The organism is Negativibacillus massiliensis (assembly GCF_900148495.1).
GTDB classification, from domain to species: Bacteria; Bacillota; Clostridia; order Oscillospirales; family Ruminococcaceae; genus Negativibacillus; species Negativibacillus massiliensis.
In genome coordinates this window covers 208245-229195 of the sequence record NZ_FTRU01000005.1, presented here as the reverse complement: position 1 = coordinate 229195, position 20951 = coordinate 208245, and the positions used below count along the sequence as shown (strand labels likewise).

The window sequence follows — 20951 nt, the reverse complement described above, 5'->3', positions numbered from 1 at the left end:
TGCTCACAGAAGGGTGTTTTTTTATATCCAATTATAATTTCTTTTCAAAAATACCGCACACCTGTTCTACTCCAGTTTCTTTTCGAAACAGGTGCTTTTTTGTTCCTATTTGGGTAAATCCCAAACGCTCAATCAGCTTACGGGATGGCAGATTTTCCAGTGCAAGTTCCGCAATGATTCTGTTAACTCTCATTTGCTTCATCTGGGCTATCATCTCCTGCGCTGCCTCCTGCGCATATCCTTGACCCTGATACTTCTTCTTAAAGCTGTATCCCATTTCCCGAAGCTGCTCTCCGCAAAAGCACAGATATCCAATCACTTCACTGCCACCTTTAAGACAAACCGAATAAAAATATCCGCTGTCCGACCAAACCTTTACCTGTTCTTTTGCTTTTTCTTCTGTTGTCGGCAGAGGATAGTCATAGATTGCTTCCGGTGAAGTTTCAAAATCCAAGAACATTTCTCGGACATCCGGCCATTCTTCCGGATGCATTGGATGAATCTCCAGACGGGACGTCAAAATTTGATGTGTCACAATCATCATCCTTTTTCCCTGATATAAAATACAGCGGCGAAACAAATTGTTTCGCCGCTGTATCAAACAGTCTTTTTATCTCCTCACAAAAGAGGATGTTATTTTAAACTATTTTGCTGCGTACAGTTCGCCCAGACGTACCAGGTGTTCATAACGAGCACGAGAATTCTGTGCAGCCTGTTCGAACAGAGCTTCTGCTCTTTCTGGGAATGCACGGGTCAGAGAGGAGTAACGAGCCTCACCGAGGATGAATTCTTTGTAATCGGTTGTTGGAGCTTTGCTGTCCAGAGTGAATGGGTTTTTGCCTTCTGCCTTCAGAGCTGGGTTGAAGCGGAACATATTCCAGTAACCACAATCAACAGCACGTTTCATTTCTTTCTGGCAGTTGGTCATGCCGCCCTTGATGGAGTGCATTTCACATGGAGCATAGCCGATGATCAGGGATGGACCTGGATATGCCTCAGCCTCAGCGATTGCTTTGATGGTCTGGTTCATGTCAGCGCCCATAGCGATCTGTGCAACATAGATGTAACCGTAGGACATAGCGATTTCAGCAAGGCTCTTCTTAGCGATTGCTTTACCAGCTGCAGCGAACTGTGCAACCTGACCGATCTGAGAAGCCTTGGAAGCCTGACCGCCGGTGTTGGAGTAAACTTCGGTATCGAATACCATGATGTTGATATCTTCACCGGAAGCCAGAACGTGGTCTACGCCGCCGAAGCCGATATCGTATGCCCAACCGTCGCCGCCGAATACCCAAACAGATTTCTTGGAGAGGTATTCTTTCTGGGACAGAATTTCTTTTGCTTTGTCACAGCCGCAAGCTTCCAGAGCAGCGATGAGTTCTTCAGTAGCAGCCTGGTTTTCTTTGCCGTTGTTTACAGTATCCAGATATTTCTGACCAGCAACTTTAACAGCTTCGTTGGAGCCGTTTTCTACAACGTCACGAACTTTTTCGATCAGTCTTTCACGGATTACTTTCTGACCGAGGTACATACCAAAGCCGTGCTCAGCGTTGTCCTCGAACAGGGAGTTAGCCCATGCTGGACCATGACCTTTTTCGTTAACGGTATATGGAGATGTAGCAGCAGGACCGCCCCAGATAGAGGAACAACCTGTTGCGTTGGAGATGTACATTCTGTCACCGAACAGCTGAGTGATCAGACGAGCGTAAGCTGTCTCAGCACAACCAGCACAGGAGCCGGAGAACTCGAGCAGAGGTTTCTCGAACTGGCTGCCTTTAACGGTTTCTTTTGCTGGCATACCAGGTTTCTTGGAAACGTTAGCAACCAGGTAATCGAATACTGGCTGTTTGCTTTCCTGGCTTTCTCTTGGAACCATGGTGATTGCTTTTTCTTTTGCAGGACATTCGCCTACGCAGACGCCGCATCCCATACAATCCATAGGAGATACTGCCATTGTGAATCTGTATTCTTCCAGACCTTTACCGATCATCTTAGCTGTCTGCAGGCCTGCTGGAGCGTTAGCAACTTCTTCCTCGCTCAGAGCGAATGGACGGATGGTTGCATGTGGGCAGACATAAGAACAACGGTTACACTGGATACATTTTGTTTCATCCCATACTGGAACCATAACAGCAACACCGCGTTTTTCGTAAGCAGCAGCGCCCTGTTCAAAGGTACCATCAGCATGATCAACGAAAGCAGATACTGGCAGGCTGTCACCGTCCATCTTAGCAACTGGTTCCATGATAGTCTGAACCATGTTGATCAGTTTCTTGTTGTTGCCTGGCAGAACTTCTTCTACCTTCTTGTCTTCTGCATTTGCCCAGTCAGCTGGAACGTCGATCTTGACATAGTAGTCGAAACCAGCGTCGATAGCATCATGGTTCATCTTAACGATAGCTTCACCCTTCTTAGAGAAGCTGCGGGTAGCTGCATCTTTCATGTAGTTGATTGCATCTTCTTTTGGAAGAACGCCAGCCAGAGCGAAGAATGCGGACTGGAGGATTGTGTTGGTACGTTTGCCCAGACCGATTTCGATTGCTTTGTCGATAGCGTTGATGGTGTACAGCTGGATGTTGTTCTTAGCGATGTAACGTTTTGCTTCAGCTGGCATATGCTCGTTGAGCTCTTCTGGAGTCCACTGGCAGTTGATGAGGAATACGCCGCCTGGTTTAACGTCACGAACCATCTTGTAGCCTTTTGTTACATAGGATGGGTTGTGGCAAGCAACAAAGTCTGCTTTGTTGATGTAGTATGGGCTCTTGATCGGTTTGTCACCAAAACGCAGATGGGAAATGGTGATACCGCCGGTCTTCTTGGAGTCATACTGGAAGTATGCCTGTACATATTTATTGGTGTGGTCACCGATGATCTTGATGGAGTTCTTGTTTGCACCAACAGTACCGTCGCCGCCCAGACCCCAGAATTTGCATTCGATGGTGCCTTCTGCAGCGGTGTTTGGAGCTTCTTTTTCTTCCAGGGACAGATGAGTAACGTCATCGTTGATGCCCAGAGTAAATCTTGCTTTTGGAGCTTCTTTGGACAGCTCTTCATAAACTGCAAAGATGCTTGCTGGAGTTGTGTCTTTGGAGCCCAGACCGTAACGACCGCCGATGATGGTAGCCTGACGTCCTGCTTCGCTCATAGCAGACATAACATCCAGATGGAGAGGTTCAGCATAAGCACCTGGCTCTTTGGTACGGTCCAGAACAGCGATCTTGGTAGCAGTTTCTGGGATAGCAGCGAGCAGATGTTTTGCAGAGAATGGACGGAACAGTCTTACTTTAACAAGACCAACTTTTTCGCCCTTAGCGGTCAGGTAATCGATAACTTCTTCTGCAACGTCACAGATGGAGCCCATAGCAACGATAACACGGTCAGCATCTGGTGCACCATAGTAGTTGAACAGCTGATAGTTTGTACCCAGTTTAGCGTTAACTTTGCCCATGTATTCTTCAACAACAGCTGGAACTGCATTGTAGTACTCGTTGCAAGCTTCACGATGCTGGAAGAAGATATCTCCGTTTTCATGGGAACCACGCATGGTTGGGTGTTCTGGGTTCAGAGCACGTTTGCGGAATGCTTCAACAGCATCCATATCGCACATTTCTTTCAGGTCTTCGTAATCCCAAACCTCGATCTTCTGGATCTCGTGGGAGGTACGGAAACCATCAAAGAAGTTGATGAATGGAACACGGCTCTTGATGGTTGCCAGATGAGCAACAGCACCCAGATCCATAACTTCCTGTGGGTTGGTTTCAGCCAGCATAGCAAAACCGGTCTGACGGCAAGCATAAACGTCGGAATGATCGCCAAAGATGTTCAGTGCATGGGAAGCAACTGTTCTTGCAGATACGTGGAATACGCAAGGGAGCAGCTCACCAGCGATTTTGTACATATTTGGAATCATCAGCAGAAGACCCTGGGAAGCGGTGTATGTTGTGGTCATAGCACCAGCATTCAGGGAGCCGTGTACAGTACCAGCTGCACCAGCTTCGGACTGCATCTCCATTACCTTAACGGTAGAACCGAAGATGTTCTTTTTGCCCTGTGCAGACCACTGGTCTACATAGTCAGCCATTGGGCTGGAAGGGGTGATTGGGTAGATGCCGGCAACTTCTGTAAATGCATAAGATACATATGCAGCAGCGTTGTTGCCGTCCATGGTTTTCATAGATCTAGCCATGATGTATTATTCCTCCTTGATGGTTATATGATGGTATTGCAACATATCATACATACTTACATTCTAAATTTTAGCATTTTTTAATTCTATTGTAAAGGGACAAAGTGTGCCAACTTCATTTTTTAACACACTTCTTTTTAAACACTTTTACCACATACCCTGCTTTGTTCTGTCACGCTTTAGTCATTATGTACATTATCCTTCCTGTTTCTTGTACGTTTCCATCATTCTGTTCCTTCCTTTGTCTGTTTGTTTGCCAATGTAGGCCAAAAAAAGACGAAACGGCTTGATTTTGCAAAAAAATACGACTTTGGACCACATCACAAACTGCAAACACCCCAGATTGCCCGCCACCGCCTTTTTAGGCAAAAAAGAAAAATTGACAGGCAAATTTTCTTTGTGTATAGTATTAAAGTGTATGGTGGATGTTTTCGTCGGTATATTCATCATCGCATCCGAATATTCAAAATTATTTACAACAAAAAGGAGAAAAAAATGGACCCTGACAGTAACAATCTTATCATTCACCTTGTGATCCTTCTGGTATTGATCCTGATCAACGCATTCTTTGCCATGAGTGAGATCGCAATCGTCACCTTTAACGACAACAAACTCAAACGTATGGCCGAAGATGGAAACAAACGTGCCGCTACATTGCTGAGCATGGTAACCGAACCATCCAAGTTCCTCTCCACCATCCAGATCGGCGTCACCATGGCGGGCTTTCTGGCCGCCGGTTCCGCTGCGGAGCAGTTCGCGGAGCCTGTCGCTCAGCTGATGTCCCCCGTTATCCCTTACTCGATGGCCGAGCCGATCGCGCTGTTTGTCATCACCCTGATCCTCGGTTACTTCAACCTGGTTCTCGGTGAGCTTGTGCCCAAGCGCATCGCCATGCACAACCCGGAAAAGGTTTCGCTGACCGTCGCGCCCATCGTCCGCTTTGTCTTCACCATCGCCAAGCCCCTTGTCGCCCTTCTCTCGGTCAGCACCAACGCTATCTTAAAGCTGCTGCACATCGACCCAACCAGCCAGACAGAGCAGGTCACCGAAGAGGAAATCCGTATGATGGTTGACGTCGGCAACGAGGAAGGTTCCATCGAAAAAGATGAAGCCGACATGATCGACAATATCTTTGAGTTTGACGATATTACTGCCGAAGACGTTATGACCCATCGTACCGACGTTGCTGCGGTTGAAAACACCGCTACTGTTATGGATGTCATCACGCTTGCAATCAAGGAAGGCTATTCCCGTATTCCTGTTTACGAAGAGGATATCGACAACATCATCGGCATCGTTTATGCCAAGGATATGCTCCAGTGCATCACCGAAACTGCCGAAGAAATGTCCAGCCAGCCAATTACCCCATTCATCCGCAAGGCAATCTTTGTGCCGGAATCCAATCGCTGTGCTGACCTATTCAAAACCTTTAAAGAGAAAAAGATGCAGATGGCAATCGTCGTCGATGAATACGGCGGAACCTCCGGTATCGTTACCATGGAGGACCTTCTGGAATCGATCGTTGGAAACATGCAGGACGAATATGACCATGAGGAAGAAGAATATCAGAAAGTTTCTGACAACGTCTTCACTCTGGACGGCTCGATGTCTCTGGAAGATGTTGAGGAACTGCTCGGAACCAACATTGGCTCGGAAGAAGATTATGATACCCTCAGCGGCCTGATTACCGACACTCTCGACCGCATCCCAGCCAAGAACGAACATCCTTCCGTCCGCATCGGAAATGTTGAATTTACCGTATTGATGACCGAAGAACGCCGCATTGCAAAACTGCGCGCCGAGATTCTTCCAGAAACTGAACAAACAGAAAATCAATCGGAAGAAGAATAAAGATCATCATTCCATAATCTTAACAGGTCACAGGAAAATTCCTGTGACCTGTGTTGTTTTAAGAGGTGTTTTCCATGTCTGTACAAGTTGTCCGTGAGTATTTAAAACCATTTCATCTGGATGAGCGCATCCGCGAATTCTCTGTTTCCAGCGCAACCGTTGAGCTTGCTGCTGTGGCTGTCGGGGTGGAAGAAGCGCGCATTGCCAAAACCCTTTCCTTTTTTTCCGCAGATGGAGAAGGATGTCTTCTGATTGTGACTGCCGGCGATACCAAAATCGACAACAAGCTGTTTAAATCCACCTTTGGATTCAAAGCCAAAATGCTGCCGCATGATCTTGCTCTGCAGATGACCGGGCACGCAGTCGGCGGGGTCTGCCCGTTTGCTCTTCCGCAGGGTGTCTCGGTCTTTCTTGACCGCTCCCTGTGCCGCTTCCAGACCATCTTTCCTTCCGCCGGAAGCAGCAGCTCTGCGGTGGAAATGACCCCGGAAGAACTGTTTGTTTCCTCTCATGCACAAAAATGGGTCGAGGTGTGCAAACAGATTGTACCACAGGATGCTTGATTTTATACCTTTTTCGTATTATAATAAAATTGGAATCCATCTTATTGGGATAATCCCTGAAATAAGGGAAAAAGGAAGGAGGATAAAAAGTATGGCATTTACCGTAACAAAAGATACCGTAATCGGCGATGTTCTGGATTATGACAGCTCCCTGGCTGAAATTTTCTTTGGTGTCGGCATGCATTGTGTAGGCTGACCGGGTGCACGCGGCGAAACAATCGAAGAAGCCGCTATGGTTCACGGAGTGGACTGGGCACCAATCGTTGCTGCTTTAAGAGCACGCATTCAGTAAAGGTTTGTTTGAAGATGAAAAAAAGAGCTCAGCTTTCGCTGAGCTCTTTTTTTCATTATTCCACTGTTTTTTTGCTGGTGTTTTCCTTTAGCTGCACCGTTTTTTGCAGTGCCTCCCCTTCATCCAGCAACTTTGCCATAACCACAAATCGGACGTCATTTCGCTTGTCATACTTATACGAGCAGGTAGATAATGTCAGGATCTTGTCCTCACCGGTCACATCCACATTATAAACATACTCCGAGCGCTGTTTTGCCTCGGTGATAATGTTCATCAGCTGTGCGTCGGTAATTTCCCCCTCTTCGGGATTTTTATAATCCTTGTTGATCTTGATATAGTCAAAATCGGTGGTGGTATAAAATACCGAAAAGATCTGCCAGACCATGTCATTTTCCGCTTTTTCCTCTTCATCCATAGCGGTATCCGAATCACCATTGATGGAAAAGTAAACATACGGATGATTTTCTGCAAAATCAATGTCAGTAAAATAAAACAGCTGGCTGAAACGCTCCCCATCCTTGTTATCGTCAAAGTGAACGTTGTGGCCGTAGATTACCGTATTTTTGGAAAGATCTTCGCGGCTGTCAAAGTTACACTCATAATCCGCAAAGAACGAGCCGGTCCAACTATACTGCTTCCACTCATTCTTTCGCTCATAATAATGGTTATCCTCTGCCTGTACCACTGCACCATCGATTTTCAGATCGTCAATCTTGAGCCATCCGACAATATCGTCGTTCTTTGCCCTGGCCTCATCAATCTGCTCTTCCAGGGAAGGAGCCTCTACTTCTGAAACCGGCTGGGATGGTTCTGTTTCCTGTTCTGTCACCGTTTCCTGTTCCGGCTGTTCGGTCTGCTGCGGCTGTTCTGGTTCTTCCTTTTCTGGCCCGCAGCCAGCCACTGACAGCATCATAATCGCTGTCAGCAACAGAACAATCCCTCTTTTCCATCTTCCTGCCATACTCGGCTCCTTTCCAAATGTGGTGGGCAAATAAGAATCCTTACATCTTCTGTTCAGTCAGGTTGCAGACAATACCCTTGCTTGCATCCATAAAGACAGATGTGCCGTTACGGATTACCTGAGTACATCCTTCTGCACCAACAATAACCGGGATATTCAGTGCCAGACCAACGATTGCTGCATGAGAGCCTACCCCTTTCTGGGAGGTAATAATACCCGATGCTTTCTTCATGATATCCAGCAGTTCATTGGTGGTGTTATCGATTACCAGAATTTCGCCTGGATTAAAGGTATCCAGTGCTTCACGCTCGCTCTTTGCAACGCAGACGCCTGCCTGTGCACTGCCTTCTCCGATACCGGTTCCGTGCAGGATAACGTCACCGACTGTGCGGATCTTAAGCAGGTTGGTGGTTCCTGGAATACCCAGAGGAACACCTGCTGTAATTGCTACCAGATCGCCGTCCTTGATAATTCCGCGCTCTTTTGCACGAGAGATTGCGTGGTTGAACAGATCGTCCTCAGTCTTCTGCTCCTCACACAGAACAGGAATAACGCCCCAGGACATGCAGAGATGACGATAGGTTGCAATCTGAGTGGTACAGCCAACAATCGGCATCTGTGGGCGGTATTTGCTAATCATTCTTGCAGTCTGGCCGGACTGGGTAACGGTGATGATTGCGCTTGCTTCCAGGTCGTATGCAGCTGCACAGGTCGCATGGGAAATTGCGTTTGTAACATCGCGGTTGCTGTCCGAATCATTCTCACGGAAGCGGCGGCGATAGTTGATATCGTTTTCGGTTCTTTCTGCGATCTTGGACATGGTGCGGATTGCCTCTACCGGATATTTTCCGGCAGCAGTCTCACCAGAAAGCATGATAACGCTGGTACCATCATAGATTGCGTTTGCGACGTCGTTGGTTTCTGCTCTTGTTGGACGTGGATGGTTCATCATGCTGTCCAGCATCTGAGTTGCAGTGATAACATACTTACCACTGTTATAAACACGGCGGATGATCATTTTCTGAATAACCGGAACTTCTTCCAGCGGAATCTCAACACCCATGTCGCCGCGGGCAATCATGATGCCGTCGGATACACGCAGGATTTCATCGATGTTGTTGACACCCTGTGCGTTTTCAATTTTAGCAATAATCTTGATGCTGTCACAGTTGTGTTTCTGAAGCAGTTCACGAATCTGCATAATATCCTGTGCACAGCGGGTAAAGGAAGCTGCGATAAAGTCAAAACCTGCTTTGATACCAAATTCAATATCATCGCGGTCTTTGTCACTTAAATATGGCATGGAAAGGTCAACGTTCGGTACGTTGATTCCTTTGCGGTCAGAGATTTTGCCGCCATTCATAACGGTACAGGTAATGTCTGTATCGGTTACCTTGTTGACGCGCAGTTCGATCAGACCGTCGTCGATCAGAATGACGTCGTTTTCCTTAACATCTTTTGGCAGATCTTTAAAGCTAATCGAAGCTCTGGTCTTATCACCTAAGATATCTTCTGTCGTCAGAGTGAAGATGTCTCCATCTTCCAGGAATGCTTTACCATCTTTGAGCTGACCCAAACGAATTTCCGGACCTTTGGTGTCCAGCAGCGTTGCCAGAGGAATATCCATTTCCTGTCTGAGTTTTTTAATAATATCCAGTTTTTTCTGGTGTTCTTCATGGGAACCGTGGGAGAAGTTAAAACGAGCAACGTTCATTCCCGCTTTGATCATCTCTCTTAAAACTTCTTCTGTCTCGCTGGCCGGTCCCAGGGTGCAGATAATTTTAGTCTTTCTCATTCGACACACTCCTTTAACCAAATCTAGTCGTCATGTTTCATTACACAATATAGCCAAACTCTACCATTGACTACTTTAAACTATATCCTACATGGTGATGAAAATCAATGATTATTGCTAATTAATTATCAAATTTCACAGATTCCCCTATATTTACAGGATTTCACCTTCTGTTTTTCGTAGATTATAGCCATCCTCTTCTTTGCTTTTTTCCTGCAAAAAAAGGCACCTGAAACTGCCCTCTTGATGCGGGAATCTCAGGTGTCCTTCTTTTCATATCGTTAACGTCTGTGCAAATTACATTTAGTTTAATCCAAATGCTTTCTGGATGCTTCCCTGTTCCTGTTGCTGCTGGCTCTGCTGAGTGGAAGAGCTTGTTGTGGTATCATCCTTTGGTGCACCAGCTTCGCCCAGCTCAAGTTTCATGGTCAGTTCCTGACCTTTAGCGTAGCCGCCCTGTGCACTCTGACGATATACAGTCAGGGTAATTACATCGCCCGGTTTGTGTTCTTCCAGAATGCCGGTCAGAACCTCGGTAGAAGTCAATGCCTCGCCGTCAATTTCGGTGATGATATCGCCAGGAACCAGACCTGCTTTGGATGCAGGAGAGTTTTCCTCAACCGAAACAACACCGACACCTGGCTGGTAGCCGTACATCTGTGCGGAAATCTGGTCGATCATCTGCATGGTGATACCCATTACAACACGGCCTCTTACATAACCATACTGAATCAGGTCGTTGATGATTGGCTGTGCCTCATTGATGGAGATTGCAAAACCAATACCTTCATATTCTGTTGCTGCAATCTTCTGCGAGTTAATACCGATAACCTGACCATAGGTGTTGACCAGAGCACCGCCCGAGTTACCTGGGTTGATCGCTGCATCGGTCTGGATGCAGTCAATGGTGCCACCGTTAGATGTGGTGATTGGACGATTTACTGCGGATACATAACCAACTGTAACGCTTCCTGCCAGTTCCAGGCCACCTGGGTTTCCGACTGCGATAACCTGTTCGCCAATCTGCATCTGATCCGAGTTACCAAATTCTGCTGGAGTTAAGCCGGTTGCTTCAATCTTCAAAACAGCAAGGTCGGTTTTTTCATCTTCACCAACAACGCTTGCATTGTACTCGCTTCCGTCATTGAGCACAACCTTTACGCTGGTTGCACCATCAATAACGTGCTGGTTGGTTACAATATAGCCGTCTTCGCTCAGAATAATGCCGGAGCCCTGGCTCTGTTCTCCGCCGAAAATGCTCTGTGAGCTCTGGATATATGCAACAATTCCAACTGCGGAAGGCATTACCTTTTCTGCACGCTGTGTGATGGTAAGCTCTCCGCCGGACAGATTAACTGCCTCATCTGTCTGGGTGCTTTCCGGCTTGTCGTTCAGGGTAAGTTGAGCACTTGGAGCTGCTTCTGCTTCAGCAGATTCGCTTTCCATTTCCTGCTGTGCTCTCTGTCCGGATACCAGTGCATAGGTGCCATATCCAGCCATACCGACTACACCGGCACAAAGGATTGCGCACATGATAATGGCAAATACCTTGAGTCCTTTATTTTTATTCTTTTTGTTTTTATTGGCTGGCTGCTTTGGTGCCTGCTGGTTGTAATCCTCATAGTTCCATTTATAGCTTTCGCTGGATTTTGGATCTGCCTGCTGGTTCTCATAGGAACCCTGTTCACCTGCCTGCTGACCATAGCTGTAACGGCTGTTGTATGCAGACTTCTGCTCTGCCGATGGATTTGGACCGGAACGGTACCAACCCGATTCATCCGGCTGAGCATTGTGGTGGAAAAATGCGCTTCCTTCTCTATTTTCTGCGGACGGTCCTGCATTTTGTCCAGCAGAGTTCTGTGTGCTCTGCTCTGCATTCTGCTGTGCTCCGGAAACATTTTTATCAGAAAATACCCAGCCGCTGGTTGTATTCTGGGTGGATTGTTCTTCCAGTTTTACATTTATATTTTCAGTATTGTTATTTGGTTCCGGATTCGTTCCTGCGTTTTCCGGCTGGAACTCATTGCCGTTTACTTTCTTCTCATCCATATTGAAAACCTCCCTGTATCCCAACGCCTGTTTTAACACCTCATTGCGGATCACTGTTGTTTTTTGATTACTCCCATATTATAATGGCAAATTATTACGATAAATAAAACAACTCTTAAACTGTTTCATACTTTTTTCTACCCAAATAATGAACTTTTTTTCACTATTTTTCGAATGTAGAAAAAGATCGTTTTTTACACTTCTCGTGCAGAGATTGGTTTTGCCTGTTTGGAGAGTGCTTTTGGTGCAGTTGCTACCGAGAAACTGAATTCGCAGTATTCTCCCTCTACACTGCGGACAATTACTTCGCCCTGATGCAGGTTTACAATCGAGCGAACAATATGCAGTCCCAGACCCACACCGGTCTTATCAATGCTTCTGGAGCGATCAGTCTTATAGAATCGGTCAAATACTTTGGAGATTTCATCCTTCGGAATTCCCTCTCCAGAGTTCTTGATGTTGATATAGGTTCTCTTTGGATCAACGGTATAGCTGACCTCAATATAGCCGCCTTCGTTTACAAACTTGACTGCGTTCTCCAAGAGGTTATAAACAACCTGATGAATCAGGTCTTCGTCCGCTTCCACCATTATCTTACCCGCATCCAGACCTTTTATTTCAAGATGTTTTGCATCGATGGTCTGTTCAAAGGTAAAAATACTGGACAGAACGACTTCGTTTACGTCGAATACGGTCGGTTTGAGCTTCATCTCGCCTGCTTCGATCTTTGCAATGTTGAGCATCGAGCGCACCAGTCTGGAAAGACGTTTAACCTCATCGGAAACAATGCTCAGATAATGCCGCTCCTTCTCCGGCGGAATGGTTCCGTCCAGAATACCGTCGATGAATCCGGCGATACTGGTCATCGGGGTCTTCAGCTCATGCGATACATTGGCAATAAAGGATCTGCGGACCGTTTCCTGCTGGGCAAGGCTGGTCGCCATGTTGTTAAACGCCATTGATAGCTTTCCGATCTCGTCCCGCTCATTCACCGGCACCCGCACCGTAAAGTCGCCTTTTGCAAAGGACTCGGTCGCTTTGACCATTTCCTGAAGCGGACGCACCAGATTTCCTGTCACAATGTAGACCAGAGCAAAGGTCACTACCATCATAACCAGGGCACTAAGCAGGAACATCTTGAAGATCTCGCTCATAAAATCGGTCAGACCCTGCGCGGAACTGGATGCAAACACAACGCCCGCTACCCTGCCATCGGTCAGATACATTGGCACACCGACCGTATAATAGGAGCTCTTATAAATTTCTCCCATCTTTCCCACTTCGGTATAGATGCCGTTTTCTTCCACCTGCTGGATAATCTCTTTATCAATTCCATACACCTTGTGGCTGCAGTTGGAACGATGCGTACAAAGCAAAACATCTCCTGAGAGATTTGCCAGATAGATATCTGCGTTCATCGCCTTTGCCATCGGCACCCAGGAACTGGTAAGTGACGAGTTATAATCGACAATCTGATAGGTTCCGTTAACCGAAACAATATGATTTTGGGTAAGCTCTGCGGCATACTCCGCATTTTTCTCGAGCGCCCCCAGCTTGTCCTCTCTGAAATACTGCGCTGCAAACACCATGAAGATAATTCCCAGCACCACAATGCTCATCAATACGATGGAACAACATACCGAAAAATATTTTCGAAACAGACTGCGCTGCATATTTCCCATCCTTTCTTATCTTGTATTGAAAGTTCGTTTCCCAAAAAAGAAATGCCGCTGTAAATGTGATACAGCGGCATGGAACAAAACTATTCCTTCACTTCAAATTTATATCCGACACCCCAAACTGTTTTCAGGCTCCATTTGTCGGATACTCCTTCCAGTTTCTCACGCAGACGCTTTACATGGACATCCACAGTTCTGGAATCTCCGTAATATTCAAAGCCCCATACCTCGTTGAGCAGCTGATCTCTGGTGTATACCCTGTTTGGATTGCTTGCCAGATGATACAAAAGTTCCAGCTCCTTTGGCGGTGTATCGATTACTTTGCCGTCAACCTTCAGTTCATATTTTGTCATATTGACAACCAGCTTGTCATAGGACACTTCTTTTGTGTCGCTGCTGGAAGAAGATTTACCGGTTCTTCTCATAACAGCTTTGATTCGCGCTACAATTTCTTTTGCTTCAAACGGTTTTACTACATAATCGTCCGCACCCAGTTCCAGACCCAGAACCTTGTCAAAGGTCTCACCTTTTGCGGTAATCATGATAATCGGACAGTTTGATTTCTTGCGGATATCACGGCAAACCTGCCATCCATCCAGTTTTGGCATCATGATGTCCAGCAGCACGATGTCTGGATTTTCTGCCGAAAATCGTTCAATTGCCTGTTCGCCATCCGCAGCCAAAACTACTGTATATCCTTCTTTTTCCAAATACAATCTGAGTAATTCAGCAATATTCTGGTCATCATCTGCAACCAGGATTTTTCCCATAGACATAACCTTGCTCCATTTCCCCGCCGCTGTCTGGAGAGTGTTTCCATCTAAAAAGTACCCGAGCGACGGCCACCGGGCGCTTTCCTCCTCATTTTTTAATTCTGCCGCATGTTCTCTCCTTTTATTATAGCATAGCGGCCGGGGAGTTGCACTCTTTTTTTGTCGATTTCCCCGCTTTACTATTTATTATACTAAACCATACAAAAAAAGGATGAAAAATTTTTAAACAGATTTCGTAAAACAGATGAAATATCCTCCTTATTTTTCCACAAAGTGCTGTTTGAATTGTCAAAAACCCTTTGATTCTAGCCTTTATCCCCTTGCCTAAAGCAACACATAACGGTATAATAAGACTTAACGTCAAAAAGAAAATCTGTTTTCTCATAAAAAAGTTTTCTTAATTTAGAAGTTTTCTTAACAGAAGTTTCTTAACAGAAAGGAAAGAACCAACATGAAATTAGGTATTGTGGGTCTGCCAAACGTTGGCAAGAGCACCCTTTTTAATGCGATCACCAACGCAGGTGCACAGTCTGCAAACTACCCATTCTGCACCATTGAGCCAAATATCGGCACCGTTGCGGTTCCAGATGCTCGTCTGGATGCACTGGCTAAAATGTATGACCCAGACAAAATCACCCCTGCCGTTATCGAATTTGTTGACATTGCAGGTCTGGTAAAGGGCGCATCCAAAGGCGAAGGTCTTGGCAACAAGTTTTTGTCCAACATCCGTGAAGTAGATGCCATTGTCCATGTAGTCCGCTGCTTTGAAGACGGTGAGATTGTCCATGTTGAGGGCAGCATTGGTCCAAAGAGAGACATTGAGGTTATCAATCTGGAGCTGATCTTCTCTGACCTGGATATTCTGGAACGCCGCATCGACAAAGCAGTCAAAGCTGCAAAAGGCGACAAGAAATATCTGGCAGAAGTTGACCTGTTAAACCGTGTAAAAGCACATCTGGAAGAGGGCAAATCTGCACGCAGCATGGAATTTACCGACGAAGAAAAAGCAATCATGGCTGACATTCCGCTGCTCTCCAACAAGCCGATCATCTATGTTGCAAACATGAGTGAAAACGACTTTAACGGCAAACTTGATTCCAACCCATTCTATCACGAGGTTCTGGAAATCGCTAAGGAAGAAAACTCCGAGGTTGTTCCGATCTGTGCAAGACTGGAAGAGGAAATTTCCGATATGTCCAAAGAGGACAAACTGATGTTCCTGGAAGAAATCGGCCTGGAAGAATCCGGTCTGGACAGACTCATCAAAGCAGGCTATCATCTGCTGGGTCTCATCTCCTACCTCACCGCAGGCAAACCGGAAGTTCGTGCATGGACCATTACCCGCGGCACCAAAGCTCCTCAGGCTGCCGGCAAAATCCACAGCGACTTTGAGCGTGGCTTTATCCGTGCTGAAGTTATCTCCTTCGAGGATCTGATTGCAAACGGCTCGATTGCAGCTGCTAAAGAAAAAGGTCTGGTTCGTTCCGAAGGCAAAGAATACGTGATGCAGGATGGCGACGTTGTTCTCTTCCGTTTCAATGTTTAATCTTGTTCGTTGCAAATGGGAAGAATATGTGATGCCGAGTTGCAAAGCAACTCTTGATGGCGACATTCTTTTCCGTTTCAACGTTTAATTTCCATGAAAACATTAAAAAGGATGCTGACTTTCGTCAGCATCCTTTTCTCATTTCTTATCCTCTCTTTTTTACCGGAATCCAGATTTCACTGTACGCATAATCTTCTCTTTCATCATCCATTTTGGTAAAGGAGAAGGAAAATGGCTTTGTCAACTCATAATCTGCGGTCATAAACCATTCCGAATAGATTCTTGCCATCGTATCCTGCATCGTAAATGGAAACGGCCCTTCATTCGGAAATACTGCCCATGTACCAGCTGGAACAGGTATCTTTTCCAAACAATCCGATACATCCTCTCTGGTCGTTAAAACACCGATCATATGTGTGAGCTCACCTTTTTCCTCAAGGAAATCTGTGTCGGATTCATACGATACATTAACAATTTCATGTGGGTCAATATTCTGAACTCGATGCATTTCCTTTCTCTGCTGTTCTGTAATGCTCTGCGCCAATTTTACGATTTCAAGATTAACCCCTTCAAACTGCATGGGTACCCTTTTGCTAACCCCTGCAAAACAAAAAGCTTCTTTTTCGATGATCTTGTACTCCATCATGTTTCCTCCCTTGATTGTCACCACAAAACTTAGTTTTTGAAAGGTTTTACATTTTTGAAGTTTTGCTGCTTCTGATGGCAGCATTCCACTCCATTTTTTAAATGCCCTGCTAAAACCATCCACCGACTGATACCCATATTGATATGCGACTTCGGTTACCGATTTTCCTCGCAAAAGCTCCTGATTTGCCTTCGACATCCTTCTGTTTTTTACATAGTCGTTTAAACTCATGTTGGTCAAAGCAAAGAATATTTTTCTAAGGTGCAGGTCGGAAACATGAACATATTTTGCGACTTCGTCCAGAGAAAAATCCTCCTCCAAATGTTCCTCAATATAGTCCATTGCTTCATTGAGTTTCTTCAGCATACCTTCTTTCCCCCCTGTTAAAATCATACCACAATTATTGTTGAGATGCTCGACTTATCCGTTTAAAAAAAGTCGGTTACTCATACCACAAGAACATTGAGTTTTTCTTGTCTTCTCTTCCCTGCCATGGTAAAATAAAATAGGAATCCTATTCGCTCTGAGGGCTAACTTTATTTTGGGAGGAAACACGTATGAAACGAGTACTCGTTGCTGGTTTACAGCATGAATCCAATTCTTTTAACCCGATTGTTGCCGGAAAAAACGATTTTCAGGTGATCCGCGGCGCAGAGGTTTTTAACCGCTTCCGCGACAACGACCCGGTCACCGGCGTTATCAAACCGCTGATGGAGCAGGGCTATGAAGTTGTTCCTACCATCTTTACCAGTGCCGTTCCAAACGGTGAGGTTGACTATGATTTCTATATGGGTGTCAAAGCAGAAATCATCCGCATCGCAAAAGAAGAACAGGCAAAAAAACCGATTGATGCCATCACTCTGGCTCTGCACGGCTCGATGCGCGTCAAAGGCTTAGGCGAAGCAGAAGGTTATCTGCTGGAAGAATTAAGAGCAATCTTCCCGGACATTCCACTGTTCTGCTCTCTGGACATGCACACCACCATGACCGAAAGAATGCACAATAACTGTGATGGTTTTGTCGGCTACAAATGCGCTCCACATACCGACCGCTACGAAACCGGCGTTCATGCTTCCCGCATGACCATTGCTGCTCTGGAAGAAGGCTTCAAGCCATATTCTGCCTGGGTCAAAGTTCCGATCCTGATTGCAGGCGAACAGTCCTCCACTACCGTAGAGCCAATGAAGAGCATGATTGACGAGCTGCGCCGCACCGAAACTCAGCCTGGCATTATGGCTGCTTCCTACCTGATGGGCTTCCCATGGGCAGACAACGAAGACAGCTCCTGTGCTGTTTATGTTGTTGCAGACAGCCAGGAATTGGCTGACAAAGAAGCAATCCGTCTGGCTGACGAGATGTGGAACCGCAGACATGAATTCTGCTTCCAGACTGAAACCTATCCGGAAAAAGAAGCAATCGACGTTGCATTCAAAGCAATTCAGGAAGGTCATGAAACCCCAGTATATCTCTCCGACTCCGGAGACAACCCGACCGCTGGTTCTTCCTCTGACTGCACCGGTTTCCTGCGTCTGCTGATGGAAGACAGCCGTACCGACCTGCTCAAGACTCCTATTCTGTACGGCGGCATCTATGACCCAGAAGCAACCAGAGCCTGCAAAGGTAAAGTTGGTCAGGAAATCACCATCACCTTTGGTGCAAAATTTGACACCACAACCACTCAGCCAATCACCGCTACCGGAACCGTTATGGCTTACATCGAAAACTGGGATAAATCCTCGGTAAAATGCGACCTTGCTCTGTTCCGTTCCTGTGGTGTTGATATCGTTCTGGCAGAAGCACACGTTGGTTACACCACACCAGTTATCTTCTCTGACCTGGGTCGTGAAGCAACCGAAGCAGATATCGTTGTCTGCAAACTGGGCTACCTCACCGAGTTCCACTCTGCAATTGCAAAGAGAAGTATTATGGCACTCTCCAAAGGCAGCACCAATGAAGACCTCAAGACCTTAAACTACACCAAGGTTCCAAGACCAATCTTCCCGCTGGATGATAACTTCCCATACAGTGCAAAAGAAAATCTTGTTGCTAAAAAATAACATCAGATAAAAAGAGAGGGCGAATGTTCGCCCTCTCTTTTCTTATGCATATAAAACCTCAAACTCCTCACAGACTACCTTCATCTGCTCATCAAAGCTTAAGCCCTTTCTTTCAAGGGCGTTTTTGAAAAACTCTTCATGCACCTTTCTCCAGTAGGAAAGGCTTTTGTCTCCTTCCCCTTCTTTGAATGCATGGCTCTCGGTTATCTCGCAAAACGGCGCCACATACACTTTCGTGGTGCGGATAATGCATACCGCTTCTTCCCTGCTGTTTAAGATTACACTGTATTCGCCCTCCTTTGGGAGTGGATCTCCTCCCAATTCATACAGAGGATAAGCAGAAGCAGTTGCTGTTTTTTCTCCCCTTCTGACAAGCTCTGCCAGCTCATCTGCCTGTGCACCAAAAGCCCACGCTTCATAAGTTTGCTCTGTCAGGTTATTTTGCTTTGCAAAAGCTTCCCACATATTTTCTGCATTCATTTTCTCAGCCTTCTTTCTCATGTTGGCATTTAAAAAAACCGGAGCACAGAAGTTTCTGTGCTCCGGTTTGATTTTGACTACTTAAACAGATGGCAGGATACAATGTGTCCTGGCTCGATTTCTTTTGGGGTTGGCCTTGTCTCCAGACATTCCGGTTTGCACATCTTACATCTTGCTGCAAAAGGACAACCTTTTGGCAGATTGATGGTGCTTGGGATATCGCCTTCCAGAATGATTCTTTCCTTCTGGTGGCCTGGGTCTGGAATTGGAACTGCAGACAGCAGCGCCTGAGTATATGGATGGGACGGATTCTTGTAGAGCATTTCCTTTGGAGCTGTCTCTACAACAAAGCCCAGATACATAACCGCAATGCGGTCAGAGATCATCTCAACAACCGACAGGTCGTGGGAGATGAACATATAGGTCAGGTTAAATTTCTGCTGAAGCTCATGCAGAAGGTTGAGTACCTGCGCCTGAATCGAAACGTCCAGCGCAGAGATCGGCTCGTCAGCGATAATCAGTTTTGGACGAACAGTCAGCGCTCTTGCGATACCGATACGCTGTTTCTGACCACCGGAGAACTCATGCGGATAACGTTTTGCATGTTTTGCGCTCAAGCCTACTGTTTCCAGCAGCTCGTGTACGATCTTCATGCGCTCTTCTTTGGAAAGATTGGTGTGGATGAGCAGCGGCTCTTCTACCAGATCCTCAACACGCATACGAGGGTTAAGGCTTCCTGCCGGGTCCTGGAAGATCATCTGGATATCTTTTCTCAGCGGACGCATTTCATTTTCCGAAAGCTTGCTGATGTCCTTACCCTCAAACCAGATCTCACCACTGTCCGGAATCAGCAGATGGTCGATCAGACGGCCGGTTGTACTTTTACCGCAGCCGGATTCGCCTACTACCGAGAAGGTCTCGCCTTCCTGAATATCAAAGCTGACATCATTTACTGCATGGACAAATTTATCTGGTTTTCCAAACAGGTTTTTGCCAACTGGAAAAATCTTGGATACATTTTTTACCGAAACAATTGTTCCCATCCTTATTTCTCCTCCTTTCCTTCCTGAGGAACTCCTGCATGAGGATCTCTCAGCCAGCATCTGCATTTCTGATGCTCGCTTACCTCAAACAGATCTGGCTCCTCATTGTGGCAGCGCTCTGTTGCATATTTGCAGCGAGGTGCAAAACGGCAGCCTTTTGGCAGCATGGACAAATCCGGAACGCTTCCTGGGATGCTTGGCAGAACTTTTACGCCAGAACCAAGTTTTGGAACCGAAGCAATCAAGCCTTCGGTATATGGATGAGTTGGATTGTTAAACAGAACCTCTACCGGAGCTTCCTCTACAATCTCACCAGCATACATAACGATAACGCGGGTGCACATCTCTGCAACAACACCAAGGTCATGGGTAATCAACAGGATGCTCATGCCCTCTTCCTGCTGAATCTTCTTCATCAGTTCCAGAATCTGTGCCTGAATGGTAACGTCCAAAGCGGTGGTTGGCTCGTCAGCAATCAGCAGCTGTGGATTACAGCTCATTGCCATCGCAATCATAACACGCTGGCTCATACCACCGGAAAGCTGATGCGGATAGTTTTTCAGTACTCGTTCTGGGTCAGGGATACCAACCTGCTGGAGGATTTTTGCTGCTCTTTCACGCGCTTCCTGTTTGGAAAGATTGGTGTGCAGGCGGATGCCCTCGATCATCTGTTTGTCAATTCGCATTGCCGGATTCAAGCTGCTCATTGGCTCCTGGAAGATCATGCTCATCTTGCCGCCGCGGATTTCGCGCATTTCTTTTTCGCTCAGTTTCTGCAGATCCTTGCCGTCAAAGATTACTTCGCCCTTGGTTACCTTACCGGAAGTAAAGTTTAAAAGACGCATAATCGAAAGGGAGGTAACGCTCTTTCCGCATCCGGATTCGCCTACCAGGCCCAAAATTTCGCCTTTGCCAATATCAAAGCTGATCTCATTGATCGCTGTTACACTTGTCTTTTTGTTCTGGAAAAATTCTGTACGCAGCTTGTTAACTGTAAGTAGCTTTTCCTGTACCATAGTGTACTCCTTTC

16 protein-coding genes are annotated in these 20951 nt (G+C 46.2%); 5 read left to right on the top strand and 11 right to left on the bottom strand.

Features of this window, described 5'->3' with window-relative positions; translation table 11 throughout:
• Positions 1–31: 31 nt before the first annotated feature.
• Positions 32–535 (bottom strand): GNAT family N-acetyltransferase, encoded by a 504-nt coding sequence (locus tag BQ5375_RS01365; RefSeq protein ID WP_022132526.1) that lies wholly within the window; start codon positions 533–535, stop codon positions 32–34.
• A 108-nt stretch (positions 536–643) separates the two neighbouring features.
• Entirely contained in the window at positions 644–4186 is a 3543-nt protein-coding gene (nifJ, locus tag BQ5375_RS01360; RefSeq protein WP_076917305.1) for a pyruvate:ferredoxin (flavodoxin) oxidoreductase, read from the bottom strand.
• A gap of 495 nt (positions 4187–4681) precedes the next feature.
• Here nifJ and BQ5375_RS01350 point away from each other — a divergent pair, with 495 nt between their 5' ends.
• The 3 genes from BQ5375_RS01350 (at position 4682) to BQ5375_RS14645 (ending at position 6796) form a co-directional block, all read left to right on the top strand.
• Positions 4682–6037: a hemolysin family protein gene (locus tag BQ5375_RS01350; protein ID WP_076917303.1), complete on the top strand. Its 1356-nt coding sequence runs from the start codon at positions 4682–4684 to the stop codon at positions 6035–6037.
• Between the two features lie 74 nt (positions 6038–6111).
• On the top strand, positions 6112–6600 hold the full coding sequence (locus BQ5375_RS01345; protein WP_022132529.1) for a YbaK/EbsC family protein: 489 nt from the start codon (positions 6112–6114) through the stop codon (positions 6598–6600).
• Between the two features lie 91 nt (positions 6601–6691).
• A complete protein-coding gene (locus tag BQ5375_RS14645) occupies positions 6692–6796 on the top strand; it encodes a DUF1858 domain-containing protein (protein WP_022132530.1) in 105 nt (34 codons plus the stop codon).
• 151 nt (positions 6797–6947) lie between these two features.
• On the opposite strand, the gene BQ5375_RS01335 is transcribed toward BQ5375_RS14645, so the two are convergent.
• From BQ5375_RS01335 to BQ5375_RS01315, 5 genes are all read right to left on the bottom strand, one after another.
• On the bottom strand, positions 6948–7853 hold the full coding sequence (locus tag BQ5375_RS01335) for a class B sortase (RefSeq protein ID WP_022132531.1): 906 nt from the start codon (positions 7851–7853) through the stop codon (positions 6948–6950).
• 40 nt (positions 7854–7893) lie between these two features.
• A complete protein-coding gene (pyk, locus tag BQ5375_RS01330; protein ID WP_022132532.1) occupies positions 7894–9648 on the bottom strand; it encodes a pyruvate kinase in 1755 nt (584 codons plus the stop codon).
• A 303-nt stretch (positions 9649–9951) separates the two neighbouring features.
• Positions 9952–11697, bottom strand: a complete 1746-nt coding sequence (locus BQ5375_RS01325) for a S1C family serine protease (protein WP_076917302.1) — start codon at positions 11695–11697, stop codon at positions 9952–9954.
• Positions 11698–11891: 194 nt separating this feature from the next.
• A complete protein-coding gene (locus tag BQ5375_RS01320) occupies positions 11892–13370 on the bottom strand; it encodes a HAMP domain-containing sensor histidine kinase (protein WP_022132534.1) in 1479 nt (492 codons plus the stop codon).
• Between the two features lie 89 nt (positions 13371–13459).
• A complete protein-coding gene (locus tag BQ5375_RS01315; RefSeq protein ID WP_022132535.1) occupies positions 13460–14152 on the bottom strand; it encodes a response regulator transcription factor in 693 nt (230 codons plus the stop codon).
• A 448-nt stretch (positions 14153–14600) separates the two neighbouring features.
• Here BQ5375_RS01315 and ychF point away from each other — a divergent pair, with 448 nt between their 5' ends.
• Positions 14601–15695: a redox-regulated ATPase YchF gene (gene ychF / locus BQ5375_RS01305; RefSeq protein ID WP_022132536.1), complete on the top strand. Its 1095-nt coding sequence runs from the start codon at positions 14601–14603 to the stop codon at positions 15693–15695.
• Between the two features lie 145 nt (positions 15696–15840).
• On the opposite strand, the gene BQ5375_RS01300 is transcribed toward ychF, so the two are convergent.
• Positions 15841–16707: an AraC family transcriptional regulator gene (locus tag BQ5375_RS01300; RefSeq protein WP_022132537.1), complete on the bottom strand. Its 867-nt coding sequence runs from the start codon at positions 16705–16707 to the stop codon at positions 15841–15843.
• Positions 16708–16898: 191 nt separating this feature from the next.
• Here BQ5375_RS01300 and BQ5375_RS01295 point away from each other — a divergent pair, with 191 nt between their 5' ends.
• Positions 16899–18398: a M81 family metallopeptidase gene (locus BQ5375_RS01295; RefSeq protein WP_022132538.1), complete on the top strand. Its 1500-nt coding sequence runs from the start codon at positions 16899–16901 to the stop codon at positions 18396–18398.
• A 42-nt stretch (positions 18399–18440) separates the two neighbouring features.
• Here BQ5375_RS01295 and BQ5375_RS01290 read toward each other — a convergent pair whose 3' ends face one another.
• From BQ5375_RS01290 to BQ5375_RS01280, 3 genes are all read right to left on the bottom strand, one after another.
• Positions 18441–18878: an ASCH domain-containing protein gene (locus BQ5375_RS01290; protein WP_022132539.1), complete on the bottom strand. Its 438-nt coding sequence runs from the start codon at positions 18876–18878 to the stop codon at positions 18441–18443.
• Between the two features lie 77 nt (positions 18879–18955).
• On the bottom strand, positions 18956–19921 hold the full coding sequence (locus tag BQ5375_RS01285) for an ABC transporter ATP-binding protein (protein ID WP_022132540.1): 966 nt from the start codon (positions 19919–19921) through the stop codon (positions 18956–18958).
• Between the two features lie 2 nt (positions 19922–19923).
• Complete coding sequence (locus tag BQ5375_RS01280) at positions 19924–20937, bottom strand: ABC transporter ATP-binding protein (protein ID WP_022132541.1); 1014 nt, start codon at positions 20935–20937, stop codon at positions 19924–19926.
• Positions 20938–20951 lie beyond the last annotated feature (14 nt).

Bases quoted from the DNA above. Each gene is read 5' to 3' on its own strand.
- nifJ (WP_076917305.1), bottom strand. From the start codon at position 4,186: ATGGCTAGATCTATGAAAACCATGGACGGCAACAACGCTGCTGCATAT.
- BQ5375_RS01350 (WP_076917303.1), top strand. From the start codon at position 4,682: ATGGACCCTGACAGTAACAATCTTATCATTCACCTTGTGATCCTTCTG.
- BQ5375_RS01345 (WP_022132529.1), top strand. From the start codon at position 6,112: ATGTCTGTACAAGTTGTCCGTGAGTATTTAAAACCATTTCATCTGGAT.
- BQ5375_RS14645 (WP_022132530.1), top strand. From the start codon at position 6,692: ATGGCATTTACCGTAACAAAAGATACCGTAATCGGCGATGTTCTGGAT.
- BQ5375_RS01335 (WP_022132531.1), bottom strand. From the start codon at position 7,853: ATGGCAGGAAGATGGAAAAGAGGGATTGTTCTGTTGCTGACAGCGATT.
- pyk (WP_022132532.1), bottom strand. From the start codon at position 9,648: ATGAGAAAGACTAAAATTATCTGCACCCTGGGACCGGCCAGCGAGACA.
- BQ5375_RS01325 (WP_076917302.1), bottom strand. From the start codon at position 11,697: ATGGATGAGAAGAAAGTAAACGGCAATGAGTTCCAGCCGGAAAACGCA.
- BQ5375_RS01320 (WP_022132534.1), bottom strand. From the start codon at position 13,370: ATGCAGCGCAGTCTGTTTCGAAAATATTTTTCGGTATGTTGTTCCATC.
- BQ5375_RS01315 (WP_022132535.1), bottom strand. From the start codon at position 14,152: ATGTCTATGGGAAAAATCCTGGTTGCAGATGATGACCAGAATATTGCT.
- ychF (WP_022132536.1), top strand. From the start codon at position 14,601: ATGAAATTAGGTATTGTGGGTCTGCCAAACGTTGGCAAGAGCACCCTT.
- BQ5375_RS01300 (WP_022132537.1), bottom strand. From the start codon at position 16,707: ATGCTGAAGAAACTCAATGAAGCAATGGACTATATTGAGGAACATTTG.
- BQ5375_RS01295 (WP_022132538.1), top strand. From the start codon at position 16,899: ATGAAACGAGTACTCGTTGCTGGTTTACAGCATGAATCCAATTCTTTT.
- BQ5375_RS01290 (WP_022132539.1), bottom strand. From the start codon at position 18,878: ATGAATGCAGAAAATATGTGGGAAGCTTTTGCAAAGCAAAATAACCTG.
- BQ5375_RS01285 (WP_022132540.1), bottom strand. From the start codon at position 19,921: ATGGGAACAATTGTTTCGGTAAAAAATGTATCCAAGATTTTTCCAGTT.
- BQ5375_RS01280 (WP_022132541.1), bottom strand. From the start codon at position 20,937: ATGGTACAGGAAAAGCTACTTACAGTTAACAAGCTGCGTACAGAATTT.